This is a genomic window from Bacillus cabrialesii, from assembly GCF_004124315.2.
GTDB classification, from domain to species: Bacteria; Bacillota; Bacilli; order Bacillales; family Bacillaceae; genus Bacillus; species Bacillus cabrialesii.
Window position 1 is genome coordinate 3481381 of sequence record NZ_CP096889.1, and the last position, 17629, is coordinate 3499009.

The 17629-nt window shown below is 43.9% G+C and carries 17 protein-coding genes; 2 read left to right on the forward strand and 15 right to left on the reverse strand.

Annotation, left to right across the window (positions count from 1 at the left end):
- Nucleotides 1-147 precede the first annotated feature (147 nt).
- Nucleotides 148-1128 (forward strand): 2-hydroxyacid dehydrogenase, encoded by a 981-nt coding sequence (locus tag EFK13_RS17810; RefSeq protein WP_129507501.1) that lies wholly within the window; start codon nucleotides 148-150, stop codon nucleotides 1126-1128.
- Between the two features lie 32 nt (nucleotides 1129-1160).
- Here EFK13_RS17810 and EFK13_RS17815 read toward each other — a convergent pair whose 3' ends face one another.
- The 4 genes from EFK13_RS17815 to psdR form a co-directional block, all read right to left on the reverse strand.
- Nucleotides 1161-3107 (reverse strand): ABC transporter permease, encoded by a 1947-nt coding sequence (locus EFK13_RS17815; RefSeq protein WP_129507500.1) that lies wholly within the window; start codon nucleotides 3105-3107, stop codon nucleotides 1161-1163.
- The gene (gene psdA, locus EFK13_RS17820; protein ID WP_129507499.1) at nucleotides 3082-3861 is read right to left on the reverse strand and encodes a lantibiotic ABC transporter ATP-binding protein PsdA; all 780 of its coding nucleotides are present in this window, start codon (nucleotides 3859-3861) and stop codon (nucleotides 3082-3084) included. The genes EFK13_RS17815 and psdA overlap by 26 nt, the downstream gene beginning before the upstream one ends.
- 82 nt (nucleotides 3862-3943) lie before the next feature.
- A complete protein-coding gene (locus tag EFK13_RS17825; protein WP_129507498.1) occupies nucleotides 3944-5014 on the reverse strand; it encodes a HAMP domain-containing histidine kinase in 1071 nt (356 codons plus the stop codon).
- Complete coding sequence (gene psdR / locus EFK13_RS17830; RefSeq protein WP_129507497.1) at nucleotides 5008-5721, reverse strand: two-component system response regulator PsdR; 714 nt, start codon at nucleotides 5719-5721, stop codon at nucleotides 5008-5010. The genes EFK13_RS17825 and psdR overlap by 7 nt, the downstream gene beginning before the upstream one ends.
- Before the next feature lie 147 nt (nucleotides 5722-5868).
- Here psdR and EFK13_RS17835 point away from each other — a divergent pair, with 147 nt between their 5' ends.
- Nucleotides 5869-6078 carry a hypothetical protein gene (locus EFK13_RS17835; RefSeq protein ID WP_129507496.1) on the forward strand — a complete coding sequence of 70 codons (210 nt, stop codon included), beginning with the start codon at nucleotides 5869-5871 and terminating at the stop codon, nucleotides 6076-6078.
- A gap of 35 nt (nucleotides 6079-6113) precedes the next feature.
- Here EFK13_RS17835 and EFK13_RS17840 read toward each other — a convergent pair whose 3' ends face one another.
- The 11 genes from EFK13_RS17840 to EFK13_RS17890 form a co-directional block, all read right to left on the reverse strand.
- Nucleotides 6114-6869 carry an arylamine N-acetyltransferase family protein gene (locus EFK13_RS17840; RefSeq protein ID WP_129507495.1) on the reverse strand — a complete coding sequence of 252 codons (756 nt, stop codon included), beginning with the start codon at nucleotides 6867-6869 and terminating at the stop codon, nucleotides 6114-6116.
- Nucleotides 6870-6879: 10 nt separating this feature from the next.
- Complete coding sequence (locus EFK13_RS17845) at nucleotides 6880-7137, reverse strand: HPr family phosphocarrier protein (protein ID WP_003219835.1); 258 nt, start codon at nucleotides 7135-7137, stop codon at nucleotides 6880-6882.
- Between the two features lie 23 nt (nucleotides 7138-7160).
- Nucleotides 7161-8111: a DNA-binding protein WhiA gene (gene whiA, locus EFK13_RS17850; protein WP_075746862.1), complete on the reverse strand. Its 951-nt coding sequence runs from the start codon at nucleotides 8109-8111 to the stop codon at nucleotides 7161-7163.
- 21 nt (nucleotides 8112-8132) lie between these two features.
- Nucleotides 8133-9086 carry a gluconeogenesis morphogenetic factor gene (gene mgfK, locus EFK13_RS17855; protein ID WP_103747312.1) on the reverse strand — a complete coding sequence of 318 codons (954 nt, stop codon included), beginning with the start codon at nucleotides 9084-9086 and terminating at the stop codon, nucleotides 8133-8135.
- 1 nt (nucleotide 9087) lies between these two features.
- Entirely contained in the window at nucleotides 9088-9975 is an 888-nt protein-coding gene (gene rapZ / locus EFK13_RS17860) for an RNase adapter RapZ (protein ID WP_064816204.1), read from the reverse strand.
- A gap of 24 nt (nucleotides 9976-9999) precedes the next feature.
- Entirely contained in the window at nucleotides 10000-10476 is a 477-nt protein-coding gene (locus tag EFK13_RS17865; RefSeq protein WP_014481002.1) for an 8-oxo-dGTP diphosphatase, read from the reverse strand.
- Between the two features lie 320 nt (nucleotides 10477-10796).
- Nucleotides 10797-11747, reverse strand: a complete 951-nt coding sequence (gene trxB, locus EFK13_RS17870; RefSeq protein ID WP_003228139.1) for a thioredoxin-disulfide reductase — start codon at nucleotides 11745-11747, stop codon at nucleotides 10797-10799.
- A 219-nt stretch (nucleotides 11748-11966) separates the two neighbouring features.
- A complete protein-coding gene (gene cwlO / locus EFK13_RS17875; RefSeq protein ID WP_129507494.1) occupies nucleotides 11967-13376 on the reverse strand; it encodes a peptidoglycan DL-endopeptidase CwlO in 1410 nt (469 codons plus the stop codon).
- Between the two features lie 380 nt (nucleotides 13377-13756).
- Complete coding sequence (locus EFK13_RS17880; protein ID WP_129507493.1) at nucleotides 13757-15211, reverse strand: tetratricopeptide repeat protein; 1455 nt, start codon at nucleotides 15209-15211, stop codon at nucleotides 13757-13759.
- A 124-nt stretch (nucleotides 15212-15335) separates the two neighbouring features.
- Nucleotides 15336-17105: a multidrug resistance ABC transporter ATP-binding protein/permease BmrA gene (gene bmrA / locus EFK13_RS17885; protein ID WP_129507492.1), complete on the reverse strand. Its 1770-nt coding sequence runs from the start codon at nucleotides 17103-17105 to the stop codon at nucleotides 15336-15338.
- 162 nt (nucleotides 17106-17267) lie between these two features.
- Nucleotides 17268-17627, reverse strand: a complete 360-nt coding sequence (locus EFK13_RS17890; protein ID WP_129507491.1) for a hypothetical protein — start codon at nucleotides 17625-17627, stop codon at nucleotides 17268-17270.
- Between the last annotated feature and the right edge of the window lie 2 nt (nucleotides 17628-17629).

The following is a 17629-nucleotide window of genomic DNA, read 5'->3' on the forward strand; positions in this document are numbered from 1 at the left end:
ACTTTTTTAAGCTTATTTAGCTGTTTATTCAAATCCGATATTCATTTTAAGTTCAAAAGAACCAGAAATTCAAAAGAAGCAGCTATATTTTTAACATCTATTTAATTCCGATATAATGAAAGAGACAACAGCCATAAAGGGGGAGCCTTGTTGAAACCATTTGTATTTATCACAAAACCGATTCCTGAAGAGATTGAAGCATTCATCGGTGAACATTGCCATTATGAAATATGGAAGGAGGATACGCTTCCGAATGACGTGCTTCTTGAAAAGCTAAAAGATGCAGAAGGGCTTTTAACGTCAGGAACGTCCGGACCGTCAATCAATCGTGAATTGCTTGAACACGCGCCTAAGCTCAAAGTCGTCAGCAACCAATCAGTAGGCTATGATAATTTCGATATAGAAGCAATGAAAGAAAGAGGAGTCGTCGGCACTCATACGCCTTATACACTGGATGACACGGTCGCGGATCTGGCCTTTTCTTTAATCCTCTCTTCCGCCAGACGTGTTGCCGAGCTGGACCGTTTCGTCAGAGCCGGAAAATGGGGAAGCGTTGAAGAGGAAGCGCTTTTCGGCATTGACGTTCATCATCAAACGTTAGGCATTATCGGCATGGGCCGAATCGGCGAACAAGCCGCGAAACGCGCCAAATTCGGCTTCGATATGGACGTGCTTTATCATAACCGCCATCGCAAACAAGAAATGGAAGACAGCATCGGCGTCAAGTACGCTGAGCTTGATCCTTTGCTCGAACAATCTGATTTTATTCTTCTCATTACGCCGCTGACAGAGGAAACGTATCACATGATAGGGGAACGCGAATTTAAAATGATGAAGGATTCAGCAATTTTCGTCAATATTTCCCGGGGAAAGACAGTTGATGAAAAAGCACTGATTCACGCTCTTCAAGAAGGCTGGATTAGAGGAGCCGGCTTAGATGTATATGAAAAAGAGCCAGTCACACAAGATAACCCGCTCCTGCAGCTGGATAACGTGACGCTGCTTCCGCACATTGGTTCAGCAACAGCAAAGGTGCGCTTCAACATGTGCAAACAGGCCGCCGAAAATATGCTTGCAGCGATCCAAGGGCAAACACCGAAAAATCTCACCAGAGAATTTCAGCAATAGAAAAAAACATCCGGTCTGATACAGACCGGATGTTAAAATGAAATATGCTGCAAAACAGCACGCTTATAGATGCGGCGGGTGACAAGATAATAAACCGCCTGAAATACAAAATAAATGAAGATAACCAACACGGCCTCAAAAAATAAATTTGAGTTCAGCATATTGCTTAACGCTGCATATGCAAAGCCCGCATGGATGGCACCCGCGATGAATGGGATGAAGAATAAAAATCCAATTTGCTTTCCAAGGATGGAGTGAATCTCTTTGTCCGTGATCCCTATCCTCTTTAACGCCAGCACCTGTACTCTCGTATCTTCTATTTCCGTAAACATCCGCAAATATAGCATGCTTCCTTGGACGATAAAAAACAGCACACTGACAAACATTCCAATAAACAGCGTTAATGCCACGCCCTGCTTTATCACTTGATAGCTTGGCGCCCTCGTTTGAAAATCAGACTGATGTTCTTTTGGCACCATGCCTTCAAGCTTTTTCGAAACGTCCACTGTTTCCTTCCAATTCTCAAGCTCATAGCCTATTACCCTCGTCTGCTCCTTCAGCGGCACCTCTTGAGTGAGGCTGTCAAAGCTTTTTTCGCTGGCGACCAATAGGCGGCTGATTCCTCCAACCGGCATCAGGATGCCTTGGTTCCGCTGTTTCTTCATGACATAGGAAAGCGATTTTCCTGACTTCGTATGAAATGCTGCTTTTTCTCCTTCTCCGAATGTGTCCTTGGTCATCATCTGAAACGCAACATTAATAAACGCTTCCTGATCCTGTAAATGAATCACCGGATACCCTTTTTCCTTTGCGATTTGGTTATACGTTTTCTCTGAAATCAGCAAAGCCCCGGCCTCCGCTTTTTTGTTTCCGAACGGCAGAGCTGTTTTAAATGTGACAGGAATCCCTGTGGCATTCACCTTATACTTAATCTCAGCATCTGCTTGTTTCAGTGTGTTTTCCGCTGTCTTAGGCTCCATTACCTGAAAACGTGAAGCGTCTTTTTCCACCCAGGAAACAGATTGTGGAATGCTTTGCTCCTCCTGCCTTTGCAAATCGGCATAAAACATATAGATGACACCTGTAGCTGTGAGTATAACCGCTGTAATGATAGAGGTTAAAAACAGCATGCGGGCGTGATCCTTCAGCCGGAAGATCATGTTGGAACGCACAATGATATTTGTGCCTTTGTAGAAACTGTGTTTTTTTCTGTACAGCATGCGAAAAAATGCCACACTGCTTTGGGTAAAAAAGAAATACGTCCCAATCAACACCAAAATCAAAATCGGAAAAACCCGAAACACCATGTCAATCGCATTTGCAGTCACAGCGAGATAATAACCGCCGCCGAGGCACAGCACTGACAGCACAGTGAGCCATTTTGAATAGGCCGGCAAGCTTTTCGGCTTTTGGGCCGATTTAATCAGCTCAATGATTTCCAGCTTGCGAATCCGTCCCAGCGACAAAATGAGGAGCGTCTGAAACAGGATGAGAAAGCCCGCAGCCGTCATCACAAATGCTTTCGGCACAATGGCAAACGAAATCGGCACCTTTACGCTGAGCATCCATGTCATAATCATAAAAAACAGTTTTGAAAATAACAGCCCTGCCCCAACGCCGGCCGCAATCGCCGCTAGAGAAATGAGTGACTGTTCATAATAAATCATCTTGCGAAGCTGCTGCTTTGATGTCCCGAACAGCGTCAGCAGCCCAAACTCCTTCTTTCTCGCCTGCAAAAACGCCGAATTCGAATATGAGATGAAGAATATACAAAACACAACGATAACGATAAGAGCTGCGCTCAAGCACGTTTTGACAAGGCTTCCGCCATATATATTGTCTTCATTGACATCAGGATGAAAAATAAAAGATGTGAAGACAAAAAACACCGAAACGGCAAACACACAGCTTAAAAAGTAGGCGACATATCGTTGAAGATTCCCGAGAATGTTTTTACGGGCGATGGTTCTCAAATTCATGAAAATCGCCTCCCAACACACTCAAGGTATCCAATATACTTTGATAAAACACCTGCCGGTTTGTCCCTCTGCGAATCTCTGAAAAGAAACGGCCGTCTTTAATAAACACAATCCGTTTACAGAAGCTTGCCGCTGTGGCATCATGCGTGACCAATATAATCGTCGCTTCCTTTTCCTCATTCAGCTGGGCCAGCGTGTTCATCACTTGCTTTGCCGATTTTGAATCAAGATTTCCTGTCGGTTCATCGGCAAGAATGAGCGCGGGATTGTGAATAATCGCTCTGGCACAGGCTGCCCGCTGCTGCTGTCCGCCCGACACCTCGTAGGTCCGGTGGTCAAGAATATGCTTGATTTGCAGCGTATCCGCCAGCTCATCCAGACGGGCTTCCATTTCTCTCAGCTTTACCTTATCCAATGCGAGCGGCAGCAGAATATTTTCCCGAATTGTCAGCGTATCAAGCAGATTAAAATCCTGAAAGACGAAGCCAAGTTCTCTTCTGCGAAACAAGGCCAGGTCTTGATCCTTTAACGTTTTCGGCTGAATGCCGTTGATCATCATCTCACCCTGGGTCGGCTTATCAATGGTAGCCAGCAAATTCAGGAGCGTGGTTTTTCCGCTTCCCGACGGCCCCATAATCCCGACAAATTCCCCTTTCGCCACACTGAGATCAAAGTCGCTGAGCGCTTGGTATGATATCGTTCCTTTATTTGAATAGTACGTTTTTGACAGGTTCGTTGTCTGTAACACGTTCATATTCTGCTCCTCCTTTTTCTTTATTATAAAAAGGAAGTCAGCAGCCTCCCATCGAACTTTCTTTCAAATTCGCTCTCCAACCTTACAATGCTGTCACATTCACCAAGGTGTCACTTGAAAACACGATCGTCATGACAGTGCCAGTCCCTTCTTTTGATTCCGCATACAGCTGATGGCCAAGCCGGCTGCACACCTGTTTTGCTAAATAAAGACCCATACCCGTGGCCTCTGTCATGGTTCGTCCGTTTTCTCCGGTAAAAAACGCGTCAAAAATCCGCGGCAGATCCTGAGGCGGTATGCCGATCCCTTCATCAGCAACCGACAGGCGCGTCTCATGTCCCTCTGTTTCAATCCGGATTGTAATATGGTCGCCCGCACCTTGCTTTGAATATTTTAAAGCGTTGAAAAGAAGCTGCTCAACCACAAAGGAAAGCCACTTTTGATCACTGGAAATCTGAACGGCGTTTGCCGGCACATGCAATTTAGGAAAAAGTCGCCGTTTGATAAACTGCCGTTTTTCCTGATTAATAAGTGAACGAACAAGCTCGGTCAAATCAAAGGTTTGCGGCCTTACATCGAACGCAAATTCCTCCAGCCTGGCCGTTTGGAGCATCATATCAAGACCATGGCGAAATCTCTCATTTTCATCCTCCAGCTCCTCTAAAAAGGTCGGAAAAGAAGAAGCGGTTCCGTTTTTTCCTTCTTGAATCATTAAGGAAATGACAGAAACCGGTGTTTTCATATGATGGACCCATTGATTGGTGAAGGTATAATGCTGTTTTTGCTGATTCATATATTGTAAGAGCCTGCCTTCGTATTGCTGACCGAGTGCGTTGACCATTTTCGTCCAAAGCGCCTGCTCGCGTGTTCTTGGCTTCCGGGCCTTCAAAGACTGTCCGATGTCATTCGATGAATTCCCTTGTTCTGCAAGCTTTTTGACATATGTCAGAAAGGAAAATTGCCGAATGTAATCAGCAGCAAAACCGGCAGCTAAAAGAGCACCGGGCAAGATCCATATGTAGATCAGATTTTCTGCGGAAGGCTCTGCGCCGCTCTCTATGATGCTTAAATACGCAATCAGCATGCTGGCCCCTATCCCTAATAATGAAAATAAAATAATGGCGAAGCGGTCGATGAGATACGTCTTTAACACTCCGGTTCATCCTTCCGATTGACTTGAAATTGATAGCCTTTTCCTCTTATCGTAGAAATACAATCTTTCAGTCCGGCATTCTCCAGTTTTCTCCGCAGCCGATTGACATTGACCGTTAACGTATTGTCATCGACAAAATCAATGTCATCCCATAACGCTTCCAATAGTTCATCACGGGAGACGATTTTTTTATGCTCCCTCACGAAAATCGATAGGAGCTGAAATTCTTTTTGTGAAAACAAGATGCGGGTGCCGTTCCACTCAGCCTCATTCTGATCCGGATAAACCGTGAGCCCGCCAAGCTCTATTATTCTTGATTCCTGCGGCAAAGAAGGTGAGTATTCACCATATGTGCGGCGCAGGACGCTTTTGATCTTGGCCATCACTACCTCTAAATGGAATGGCTTCGTGATATAATCATCGCCGCCATTTTCAATCGCCATTACTTGATTCAGCTCATCGGTCCGTGCTGATATAAAGATAATCGGCGCATTAGAAATGGTGCGGATTTGCCTGCACCAATAAAACCCGTCAAAAAAAGGCAGGTTGATATCAAGCAGCACAAGATCCGGCTTCATTTCCGCAAATTCCAATTTTATATCATTCAGCTGTTCAGCTATTTTCACTTCATATCCGTATTTTTGAAGATGACCGCCCAGCAAAGAAGCAATCCGCTCATCATCTTCCACAAGCAAAATCCGATACACGTTGATCCCCCTTATATGTACATCACGATGATTTTTCTAGAAGATTCCAAAATTATTATAGCATGTGCAGAATAGTAAATCGGTCTTTTTCTATTCGTTATGGTAGAATGAAAAAAGGAAAAAATTTCTTGATAAGCAGGTGCCATTATGAAGAAAATCATGCTACTTGTAACCATTACGTCAACTCTTTCAGCATGCCAGCCGAACTATACCGGGGAATACATAGAAATTGGGGATTCACTGACTGAATACACCAAACAGTGCTTTAAAGAGAATCAAATTCCTTATCAATATGAAAAAGGGAAACTGTATATCCCGGAAGATGCATTTGATGTAGTAATCAATACGTGTTCATAAGAAAAAGCTTGCAGACATGCTGCAAGCTTTTCACATTACAAAAAATAAGTGTTTAATTTCTCTTCAAACTCTGAAGGGGCGATGTCACTTTTTTGGCCTTCTCCGCCGTTTTCATGAATCGTCAAATGGCGGTCTGACATGACCATCCGTCCGTTCGGCGACAGCTTTGAGGCGAGCGGTGATTTGTTAAAAGGAGATTTTTCATGACAATGAATCTTGTCCTTCATATCATCTAAATCACCGGGATCGCTCTCTTCAAGGGTAAAGGCGTAACCGATTTGCCAGCCTTCCCCTTTGTCCATCAAAAGCACATGGCTGCCCTTTTCTGTCTCTTCTTCTTTGATTCGGAATGACCCGACAGGTGATTGTACCGTTTGTCCAGAAAGCGGTATCGGCTGGAGCGCCAGGTTGATGCCGAAGCCGATATCAACAATGTAATCGCCTTTTTCCGCAGACAGCCATACAGCAGCATGCGTTCCTTCTAATGCCCATTCTTCTTGATGTCCTGCATAAACAGTTCCCCGAATGAGCTTCACATGAAACCCGGCCTCACGCAAGACAAAATAAAGAAAACCATTTAAATCGTAGCAAAGGCCGCCGTGCTGTTCTTTGACCAAGCGGCGCCATAGCTCTTCTTTTGTTACCTTATAATTCTCGTTAGCGAGTACGGCACGGTTTTCAAATGGAAAACGGTATGCCATTGCTTCGAGAAAAAGGGGGAGATCGCCGAAGCTGACATGGTCTTTCTCCCAGCCGATTTTCTGAAAGCAGTCTTTTAGAAAGTCACTCATCTTTTATCACCTAAACTTCTTCTTGAACGTAAGCAGCCAGCTTTTCCAGCGCCTCTTGTTCGTCTTCTCCCTGGGCAATCAAGGTAACCTCAGTGCCTGTGCTTACCGCAAGGCTCATCAGCCCCATGATGCTTTTGGCGTTTACTTTTTTCCCATCCTTCTCAAGAAACACATCTGACGTAAACCGGTTTGCTTCTTGTACAAACAAAGCAGCAGGACGCGCCTGCAGTCCTGTCTTTAATCGAACTTCCACTTTCTGTTGAACCATAAGATCTCCCCTTTTCTTTACGGTTATTTTAAAGTGACGGTTTGCCCTGTTCGCAGCTGTTCTGCGATTTCGTCAAGTTTTCTGAGCCTGTGATTGATCCCTGATTTGCTGATTTTCCCGCTTGCTACCATTTCCCCCAGCTCTTTCAGCGTCACTTCCTGATAATCAATTCGAAGCTGTGCGATTTCCCGAAGTTTTTCAGGAAGCGCATCCAGGCCGATTCTTTCATCGATGTATTTAATATTCTCCACCTGTCTAAGCGAAGCGCCGATCGTTTTGTTTAAGTTGGCCGTTTCACAATTGACGAGGCGGTTGACCGAATTTCTCATATCCCTTACGATTCTGACATCCTCAAATCGCAAAAGCGAATTGTGGGCGCCGATCACGTTCAGAAACTCAGTAATCTTTTCCGCCTCTTTTAAATAGGTAATATAGCCTTTTTTCCGTTCGAGCGTTTTGCTGTTTAGCTGAAACTCATTTAACAGCTCGCATAATGAATCATTATGCTCCTTATAAAGAGAAAAAATTTCTAAATGGTACGAGGAGGTTTCCGGGTTATTGACCGAACCTCCCGCCAAAAATGCCCCTCTCATATAAGAACGCTTGCAGCATCTCTTTTTGACAAGCTCTTCTGAAATGCTTCGTTCAAACACAAAATTCTCCCCGAGTATTTTTAAATCCTCTAAGATCGCTTTTGCATTTTCTGAAAAACGCACAATATAGACGTTATTCTTTTTCAGCCGCATTTTCTTTCTGACCAGCAGCTCGACCGATACATCATATTGTTTTTTCAGCAATGTATAAATGCGGCGGGCAATCGCCGCGTTTTCGGTTTGAACATCAAGTACGAGATGGCGGTTTGTAAATGATAAAGCTCCATTCATCCGGATAAGCGCAGACAGCTCGGCTTTAATGCAGCAGTCTTTCACTTCCAGATTCGTTAATTCTTTTTTTGTTTCCGATGCAAATGACATATAGCCACCTCATTTCTGGCTTCATTCTTTCAGTAAATCGACAAGAAGAGAGGCCACTTTATGTGTATCGTGACGAATTACGTCATTTTTATACGTTACGATTTGATCTCTGATGACTTCAAGCCCCATTGCTTTCAGCTCTTCGATATCAAAATCAACAGGGCGCGCCGATTCCATTTCGTACTTACGTTTTATTTCGTCAGGAATGTCTTCACTGTTCACTAATATCGTATCAATAAAACCGCAGCCCATATGCTGATTGAGCGCTTTCACATGATCGGCAGCGGTGTAATGAAGCGTTTCGCCGGGCTGAGTCATCACGTTGCAAATGTATACTTTTTTCGCCGGCGCCTTCACCACTTCTTCTCCGATTTTTGGGACGAGCAAATTGGGAAGAATGCTTGTATAGAGGCTTCCCGGACCGATAATAATCAAATCCGCTTCCCTGATCACGTCTATCGTTTCCGGCAGCGGATCAATTTGTTCAGGCGTGAGAAAAACACGCTTAATGCGCTGTCCGTACGCCGGAATCGTGGACTCGCCTGAGACCACGCGGCCGTCTTCCATCTCAGCATGCAGAACGACACTGGCATTGGCAGCTGGCAAAACCTTTCCTCTTACATTCAGCACCTTGCTCATTTCTGTGACAGCGTGAAAAAAATCACCGGTTATATTTGTCATCGCTGCCAAAATCAAATTCCCGAGAGAATGCCCTGTTAAGTCATTTCCCTTATTGAAGCGGTGCTGAAAGAGATCTTCAACAAGCGGCTCCACATCTGATAAAGCGGCAAGCACATTTCTGATGTCTCCGGGAGGCGGAATTTTCAGTTCATTCCGCAGACGGCCAGAGCTTCCTCCATCATCGGCAACTGTTACAATGGCCGTAATGTCAACAGGTTTATGCTTTAAGCCCCGAAGCAATACAGAAAGTCCCGTACCGCCGCCAAAGATTGCGATTTTCGGCTTTTGTCCCATCTTATTTCCGGCTTCTCTTTTCAATGTCCCGGTGAGTAACATGAGTATAGTAATCCTTTTTGAAATAATCAGCTAAATTCTCGGCAAGTGTCACAGAGCGGTGCTGGCCCCCTGTACAGCCGATCGCAATGACGACCTGGCTTTTTCCTTCTCTTTTATAAGATGGAAGCATAAAGCTCAGCAGATCGATTAATTTTTCATTGAACTTTTGCGTTTCATTCCACTTCATGACGTAAGAGGAAACCTCTTCATCCTTGCCAGTCAGCGGCCGCATGCTTTCGATATAGTAAGGATTCGGCAAAAATCTGACATCAAAGACGAGGTCTGCGTCAATCGGGATACCGTATTTAAAACCAAATGACATCACATTTACGGTAAATGTCTCTCCTTGGTTTGAGGCAAAGTGCTTTACGATTTTTTCGCGTAAATCACGCGGCTTCATGTCTGACGTATCATAAATGATTTGAGAGCGGCCTTTTAGTTCCTCAAGCAGCTCACGTTCCAGCGCGATGCCTTCAAGCGGCAGGCCAGTCGCTGCCAGCGGATGCGAACGTCTCGTTTCTTTATATCTCGTGACGAGAATAGAATCCTTTGCGTCCAAGAATAAAATGCGCGGTGTAATCCAAGGATTTTCCGCCATTTCATCCAGCGCTTCAATCAGCCGGTCAAAAAATTCGCGGCCTCGCAAATCCATCACGAGCGCAACCTTGCTCATTTTCGAATTTGATTCCTTCATCAGCTCTAAAAATTTCGGAAGCAATGAAGGCGGAAGATTATCAACGCAGAAATAGCCGAGATCTTCAAAGCTTTGAATGGCGACAGTTTTCCCCGCTCCCGACATTCCGGTTATAATGACAAGCTGAATATCATGTGATTCATTAACACTCATCTTTCTCCCCCCTGACTTGTCTTTCTATTTGATATGCTGCGGGTCTAAACGATAACTGAGCAGCTCAAAGTCCGGTGTATACGTAAATGTGCCGTGCAGCAGCCCTTGTCCCTTCATCATAAAATCAAGGATATGGCCGTCTCCCGGGGCCATAGGCAGGTTTTGAATGTCATTGACATCGTGCCACTGCAGCTTGCCTTCCTCTGATTCAGACACATTTTGTCCTGTATAAGAATCAGCGACAAACGTAAACATCATCCACTCAGAGACAATGTGGTCACCGTCTTTAATAATAAAGGTAAAAACGCCTTTTAACTGAGGATTTATGATATAGATACCAGTCTCTTCTCTGTACTCTCTGATGACGGAGTCTCTGACTGATTCTCCGCTCTCCATCTTGCCTCCCGGCGCGACCCACCAGCCGCGTCTCGGTTTTTGAAGCAGAAGAACTTTGTCATCCGTCTGAAGCACACAATTTGTCACTCTTTGCAAGTACGTCACCTAACCTTCTCGTCCTGTCATCGTCTCTTTATTATACCGTTTCAAGATGCCTCCCACAATGAAGAGACATTGACAATCTTTTCTTCTATTTTACAGCATATTCATCCCTGAGTTCAGGTGATTTTGCTGTAACAGGCATCCGTCTTTTATTTTTGGACAAAAAAAGGACACGGATAACTGGAGAATCCGTGCCAAAAAAGTGTATTCATTATAAAAAGGGGGTCAATTACTTTATTAATCATACCCGATAAGCATTACACAACTGTTACAGCGGAATTAAAACCCAGTAACGTAATGTGAAACTCGTATGACAGTCCTTTTTATTTTAAAGTTTTCAGCGTTTCTTGGAGCTCTTCGACATAATGCTGTACGCTTTGTGCCGCAATACTTCCGTCCCCTGTAGCCGTTACGATTTGGCGCAGTGATTTTTCACGAATGTCTCCGGCCGCGAAAATACCTTCAACCTTAGTTTCCATACGGTCGTTTGTTTCGATATAGCCTTCTTCATTCGTAATGCCCAGATTTTCAAACGGTTTGGACAGAGGAAGCATGCCGATGTAAATGAATACGCCGTCTGTTTTGAATTCACTTTCTTCACCGGTTACCGTATCGACAAGCGTTACGTTACCGACTTTGCCGTTTTCCTCATGAATTTCCTTCACGGTTTTGTTCCATAGGAAGTCAACTTTTTCGTTATCAAATGCTCTCGCTTGAAGAATGCTTTGCGCACGGAGTTTATCACGTCTGTGAACGATCGTTACTTTGGAAGCGAAGCGTGTCAGGTATACACCTTCTTCAACAGCGGAATCTCCGCCGCCGACAACGACAAGCTCTTTGCCTTTAAAGAAAGCGCCATCACATACCGCACAATATGATACACCGCGTCCGCCCAATTCTTTTTCGCCAGGCACGCCGATTTTTTTATACTCCGCACCTGCGGCAATGATCACAGCGCGTGCTTTATATTCTTTTGAACCGGCTTTGACCACTTTGTACTCTTTGCCGTCAACGACTTCTTTGATATCGCCATAAGCGTATTCAGCGCCGAATTTTTTCGCGTGTTCGAACATTTTGTTTGACAGCTCAGGCCCCAGAATGCTTTCGAATCCAGGATAGTTTTCTACATCTTCCGTATTGGCCATTTGCCCGCCGGGAATTCCTCTTTCAATCATTAGTGTTGATAAATTTGCTCTTGATGTGTATACAGCGGCCGTCATCCCAGCAGGGCCCGCGCCGATAATAATCACGTCATAAATTTTCTCTTCTGACACACTATTCACTCCTTAAACCGTCTTTTCAAGCTGGGGGCTTTTTCTAATAAGATTAGAATCCCCATCAAACGTATTCCTTACCCATATCCTATAAAATCTCAAGGTGATACGCTAATTTTTTGCTCATATTTTTCTAATCACGATTAAATGTATTTTAAAAGGGTATATATGTTAATAAAGAAAGAGCCTTCTGTTTATAGAAGGCCCTTGTCTTATTTATTATTGAACAACACGTCTTACAACGCCTTTAAATGCTTTTTTCCAGTAAACGTTGCTCATTGAGTCAACAGATACACCGTGAGAAGTATTGTCGTTTAGGAATGTACCGTTACCTAAGTAGATTCCTACGTGTCCATTCGTTTTGTAAGTGTCAAAGAACACAAGGTCTCCGCGTTTCATATCTGATGCGCTGACAGCTTGTCCTCTGCCAACTAACGTATCAGTTGTTGTTCCGCTAACAGGTCCAAGGTTCACACCAGCAGAAGCGTATGCCCAGCGTACGAATGATGAGCAGTCAAAAATGCGGTTGTTGATATCAGACTGAGTGCGTCCGCCGCCAAATTTGTACGGAGATTGTCCTACAATGCTTGAGCCAACGCTGATCGCACCTTCAATTCCGCCTGAGTTGCTGATGACAGTGCCGCCTGAATTGCTGTTTGAGCTGCTGCTCTTCTTAGAAGATGAGCCGTTAGACGAACTATTAGAACCGCTAGAACCGTTGTCTGAAGAATCATCATCAGATGAGCTAGCTTTTGCTGTTTCAGTTGTAGCCGTTTGGCTGTCATCTGTTTGTGTTTCATCAGAAGCTTTTTGAGCTTCTTCCTGCTTTTTGATTAAAGCAGCCGCAGCTTCTTGTTCTTTTTTGATACGTGCTTGTTCAGCTTCAGTATCTGCTTTTTGATTTGCAAGTTCAGACGCTTCTGATTTTAATGCAGAAATCGCATCAGCCGTTTTCTTCTGGCTGTCTTTTGCTTCGTCGAAAAGCTTGTCTTTTTCATCAAGCTGTTTATCAAGGTCTTTTTGCATTGTTTCTAATTTAGCCAATGCAGCTTGAACTTCTTTCAGCTTGTCATTCAAATCCGCTTCAGAATCTTCCAGCTTTGCTTTGTCCTGCTCTTGCTGTTTGATTAAATCTTTGTCTGCATCCACAATAGATGAAACCGCAGTCGCGCGAGAGATAAAGTCACCAAAGCTTGTTGATCCTAAAAGAACATCTATGTATCCTTGAGATCCGCCGCTTTCCTGTAAAGAACGAACGCGTTTTTTCAGGATTTCGTTGCGCTTTTCAATGCGGGCTTCTGTCTCTTTAATCTCTTTTTTCAGTTTTTTGATTTCTTCTTTTGTTTTATCGTTTTCTTCTTTTTTATCTTCGATTTTGTTGCTTGTATCAAGCGCCTTAGCGTTAATGTCTTTCAGTTCTTTTTCAATCTTTGATTGATTTTCCTGGAGCTCAGTTAATTCTTTTTCCTTCGCTTCAATGCTGGAAGCAACCTCAGATTGCTTGCTTTCGATTTTGTGTTTCTTTTCATCTAATGTTTCCGCCGATGCAGTTTTACTTGTAAATGGGATCAAAAAACTGCTTGTCCCGATGACGGAAGCCAAACCAAGTGTAATTAAACTCTTTCTCACTTTTTATATCCTCCCTTTTACTGTGAACCTGTCCTCATTTGGAATCGTATTTTAAACATCAAGTTTCGTTCCTCATACTCTACGAGGAATGATGGTTGTTTATGGTTAATTATTCTGTGCATCTCTTATTCTGGTTGTATAGCGTTTATTTCACATCATATGTAAAAAACACTAATTCCTTATGTACGAGAATCATTATACCATCAAGTTTCGACAAATTAGCGATAAATTTTATTACATTTGTGTTTCAAACAGATGTCAAGCCGTTCATCATTTGTCATTTTTCTTAAACGAGTAAAAAAACTGTCGACATTATTTTATTAGTATAATCTACTAAACAAAAAAAGAGTCGATTCTACAAATCGACTCTTCAAAATATTCTATTCTAGAATATCATCAATATATTTCATATATTTCGTCAAAGTGGCCGGAGAGATGCCGAATCGGGCCGCTGTGTCTTTTTTCGTGTCATGTTTGCCGTGAGCTTCTTTCCAAATATAGCAAATTGCCGCTGCCCAGCCCTTCTCATTTTTCAATGGAGCGGCTGCGCGGATTTGCTGGATGACATGGAACACCCAGCAGCTCATGACTTCTGTTTTCATCTCTTCTTTTTCAGCTTGCTCTAATAATTTGACGGTTTGATAGGCGAAAAGGGCATCCTCTGATACGTCAGGAGCCGCGGAATCTCCATTCAACAGCAGCTTCACAAAATGATTTTCGAAAGGAGCGGTAATTCTCTTCGAGCGTATCACCGCTTCAAGATGCTCCGTTTCTCCCTTTGTGCTGCTGATATAATAAGCTGCGAGACGCTGTTCCACAGATGAGGGAAGTGCTTCCCTCCGCTCAATCCAGGGGGCCGGGCGGTCTTCTCCGGGATATTGCGACTCGACTTTTCTCCAGATCGTCTCGGCAAATTCTGTATGCCCCGTAAAATAAGCTGAGCACGAGAGCCAGTAAAAGAATGTGTCGTCACCTTCAAAGCCGGTTTTATATAATGATTTGAGCCATTTATATCCGATCTCATAACGGCCGACAAGCGCCAACGTGGCACCCAGTTTATAGCGCTGTTCCAATAGCATCGGATAGACATTAGAAAGCTGATCGCTCAATTCCGCCACTTTTTCATCTTCTCTTTCATAATAGTAGAAAACGAGAAGATTACATAAGGCGTGAAGATTTCCTTCATTATGACTGAGCACTTGATAAGCGGTTTGCTTCGCTTTTACGATGTTGCCCGAATAGAAATAGGCAAGCGCCAGATTATTGTATGCTGACCAAAGCTCCGGATAATCGGCTGTGATTTCCTCAAGCGCCGCAACCGCTTCAGCAAGCTGGCCGCTTTCCAGCAGTGACTTTGCCCGATCCTGTTTCATCAGCAATTCATCCTGATCATATAAAGAATCTTCAGTCCCGCCGTCTCCTAAATCGAGCAATTCAAGCAGACTGTCGTTTTCATCAGCGAATTCCCCGTCCGGATCCGCATCTGAATAAGCGGCCGCTTCTTTATACGCTTCTTGAAAGAGTCCCAGATGCGCAAAGTTATTCGCTTTAAAGTAATGGCACTCCGGCATTTCGGCCTCCAGATTCGCCATGATATAGTCAAGAAGATCGTTCGACTCTTGATATTGGCCCATTTCTGAATAAATGACCGCAAGCTGCGAAAGCATCTCTGAATCCTCCGGCTCCAAATGAACCGCGCGCTGAATCAGTTTGCTTGCCCGTTTCAGATTGCGCTCTTTATACGCTTTCAAGCCTTTATGAAAAAAATATTGTCCATCTTGAAGCAGCTGGACAATTTGTGCGTGATTTTTATGTTCAGAAGTGTGTTTTCCCACAACTACCCTCCGTTTTATACAATGTTACCGTCAGTAGTATACCATAAATCGTCAGCCCCTCAATAGTTCAAAAGGAAGGATTGGGAAAATCCCTCCGCTTTTTACTGGCTGATTCGACCAAAATTTACCCGGCTTTGTTTTCTAAATCTGCGTTCATTTTTAGCTGTTGTTCAGCAAAATCTCTATATAGATCATGGGAAGCCATTAATTCATGATGTGTTCCCCGTCCGGTAATTTCTCCTTTTTCAACAAACAAAAGCTGGTCCGCGTCTACAACAGTAGATAAGCGGTGAGCGATGACGATCGTTGTACGGCCCTCCATCAGCACGTCAAGCGCCTGCTGGACTGATTTTTCAGATTGGCTGTCGAGGCTTGAAGTGGCTTCATCCAGCATAAGAATGCTCGGATCTCGGAGAAGCGCTCTCGCAATCGCGATTCTTTGCCTCTGTCCGCCTGACAGCATAATACCGCGTTCTCCCACCTCTGTATCAAGCTGATTCGGCAGTTCCTTAATAAAATTGAGCGCGTATGCCATCTCTGCGGCTTTTTCGACTTCGGCATCCGTTACATCACGTTCTAACCCGTAGCAAATATTTTCTCTGATTGTCCCCGACATTAACGGACTTTCCTGTGACACATACCCGATGTGCTCCCGCCACGATTCAAGCGAGTAAGTGTCAATCGGCTCGTCCCCCAGCCGAATGATCCCTGCAGTTGGAGAATAAAAACGTTCAAGCAGTTTAAACAGCGTCGTTTTCCCGCCGCCGCTCGGACCGACAATCGCTGTTACTTTCCCAGCTTCAATGACAGCGCTGATCTCTTTCAAGATCAACTGATCAGGCTTATATCCAAAAGACACACGATCAAGCTGAATAGGCAGATGTGCGTTTTCGATTTGTTTTCCTGTGACCGTATCTTCCTCTTCCTCTGCTAAAATCTCAATCATCCGTTCTGTTGCGCCGATTGATTTTTGCAGCTGTGTGAAGAACGTTGTAATTTGGCCCATCGGCATAATAATTTGGAACAAATATAAAATAAAAGCCACGAGCGCCCCTGCGGTCAGCTCGCCGGATGATACCTGCATGCCGCCGTATCCGATAACCGCCACAAGCGCTGCCATTAACACGAGTGAAATAAGCGGGCCGACAAAAGACTGAACCTTGGCTTCGCGAACTCCTAGTTTAAATAATGAAGAAATCCCCGTCTTCCCGCGCCCATATTCGACATCCTCCGCATTTGAAGCCTTAACGAGTCTGATTTCCGGGAGAATTTGATTCAGCAGGCCTGTAAAACGGGCTGTTTCATCTTGGGTTTCCCGGGAAATGGAGAACATTTTCCGACCAATCGGCATTAAGATAAGAGCGGCCAGCGGAACGACCACTAACACAAGTAGCGTCAGCTTCCAGTTCATAATAAATAAGATGGTCAGTGATCCAATGACAGAAATGATGCCTGTAATAAATCCGCTGATATGGGTCGTGATCAGTTCTTTGACCACCATCGTATCATTCGTTACCCGGCTGATCGTTTCTCCGGAAGCGTTGGTATCAAAATAAGAGACAGGAAGTTTAATTAATTTCTTCCATAATAAATCCCTCAACCCGGAGATGATTTTTTGTCCGTTATAGTTAAGCGCATATGTGGCATAAGCGCTTAAACCAGCTTGAACGAAAAAAACTAGCGCGATGAGTCCGATTTGCATGCTTGACAGATTTGACATAGAAAATCCATCGACAAGCTGCTTTGTCAATAATGGAATCAGCAGGCTGACCAGTGTGGTCACAATACTGAGAACCAGCGCAAAGGCAAGCTTTCCATAAGAAGGATTAGTCCGCTTTACTAATGCAAAAAAGGGTTTCAATTTACTCTTAGATTTTTGTTGCTGGGTTGGCATATATTTTTCCTCCTGTTTCAGCGTTCAGGTGAAATGACATAGCAAAAGGATGATTTTTACTCTTACTCAATCATATCAATGGCGAGAGACTTTTTCAGTATATTTTTGCCGTAATGAAAATAAAAATCTCCTACTCTTTGATTGAATAGGAGACGTGTAAGACTATGCATCCTTAACAGGCTTCTTTTTTCTGTAAGTCAATGTCACATCCTGCTGTCGCAGGTCTTCAATAATCATTTTATACCGGTCAACTTTTGCGGTATGTTCTTCTTTTATCGTTTGAAGGGCGGCTTTTTGTTTTTCGCTTTTTGATTCCAGCTCTTTTTTTATTTTTTTGACGATCAGCCCTTTTTGCCCTTTGATTTCTTCTTTTAATGAAGACTCAAACTTTTTAGTCAAGCTGAGAAAGTCGTTGATCGGTTTATTGAGGCTGCCCGCTTTCTCCTTCATTTCGTCATGGGTAAGAAACATATAGGTGGTTGATACAATTTCTGTTTCACTTTCTGAAAATAAGGAAGTCACTC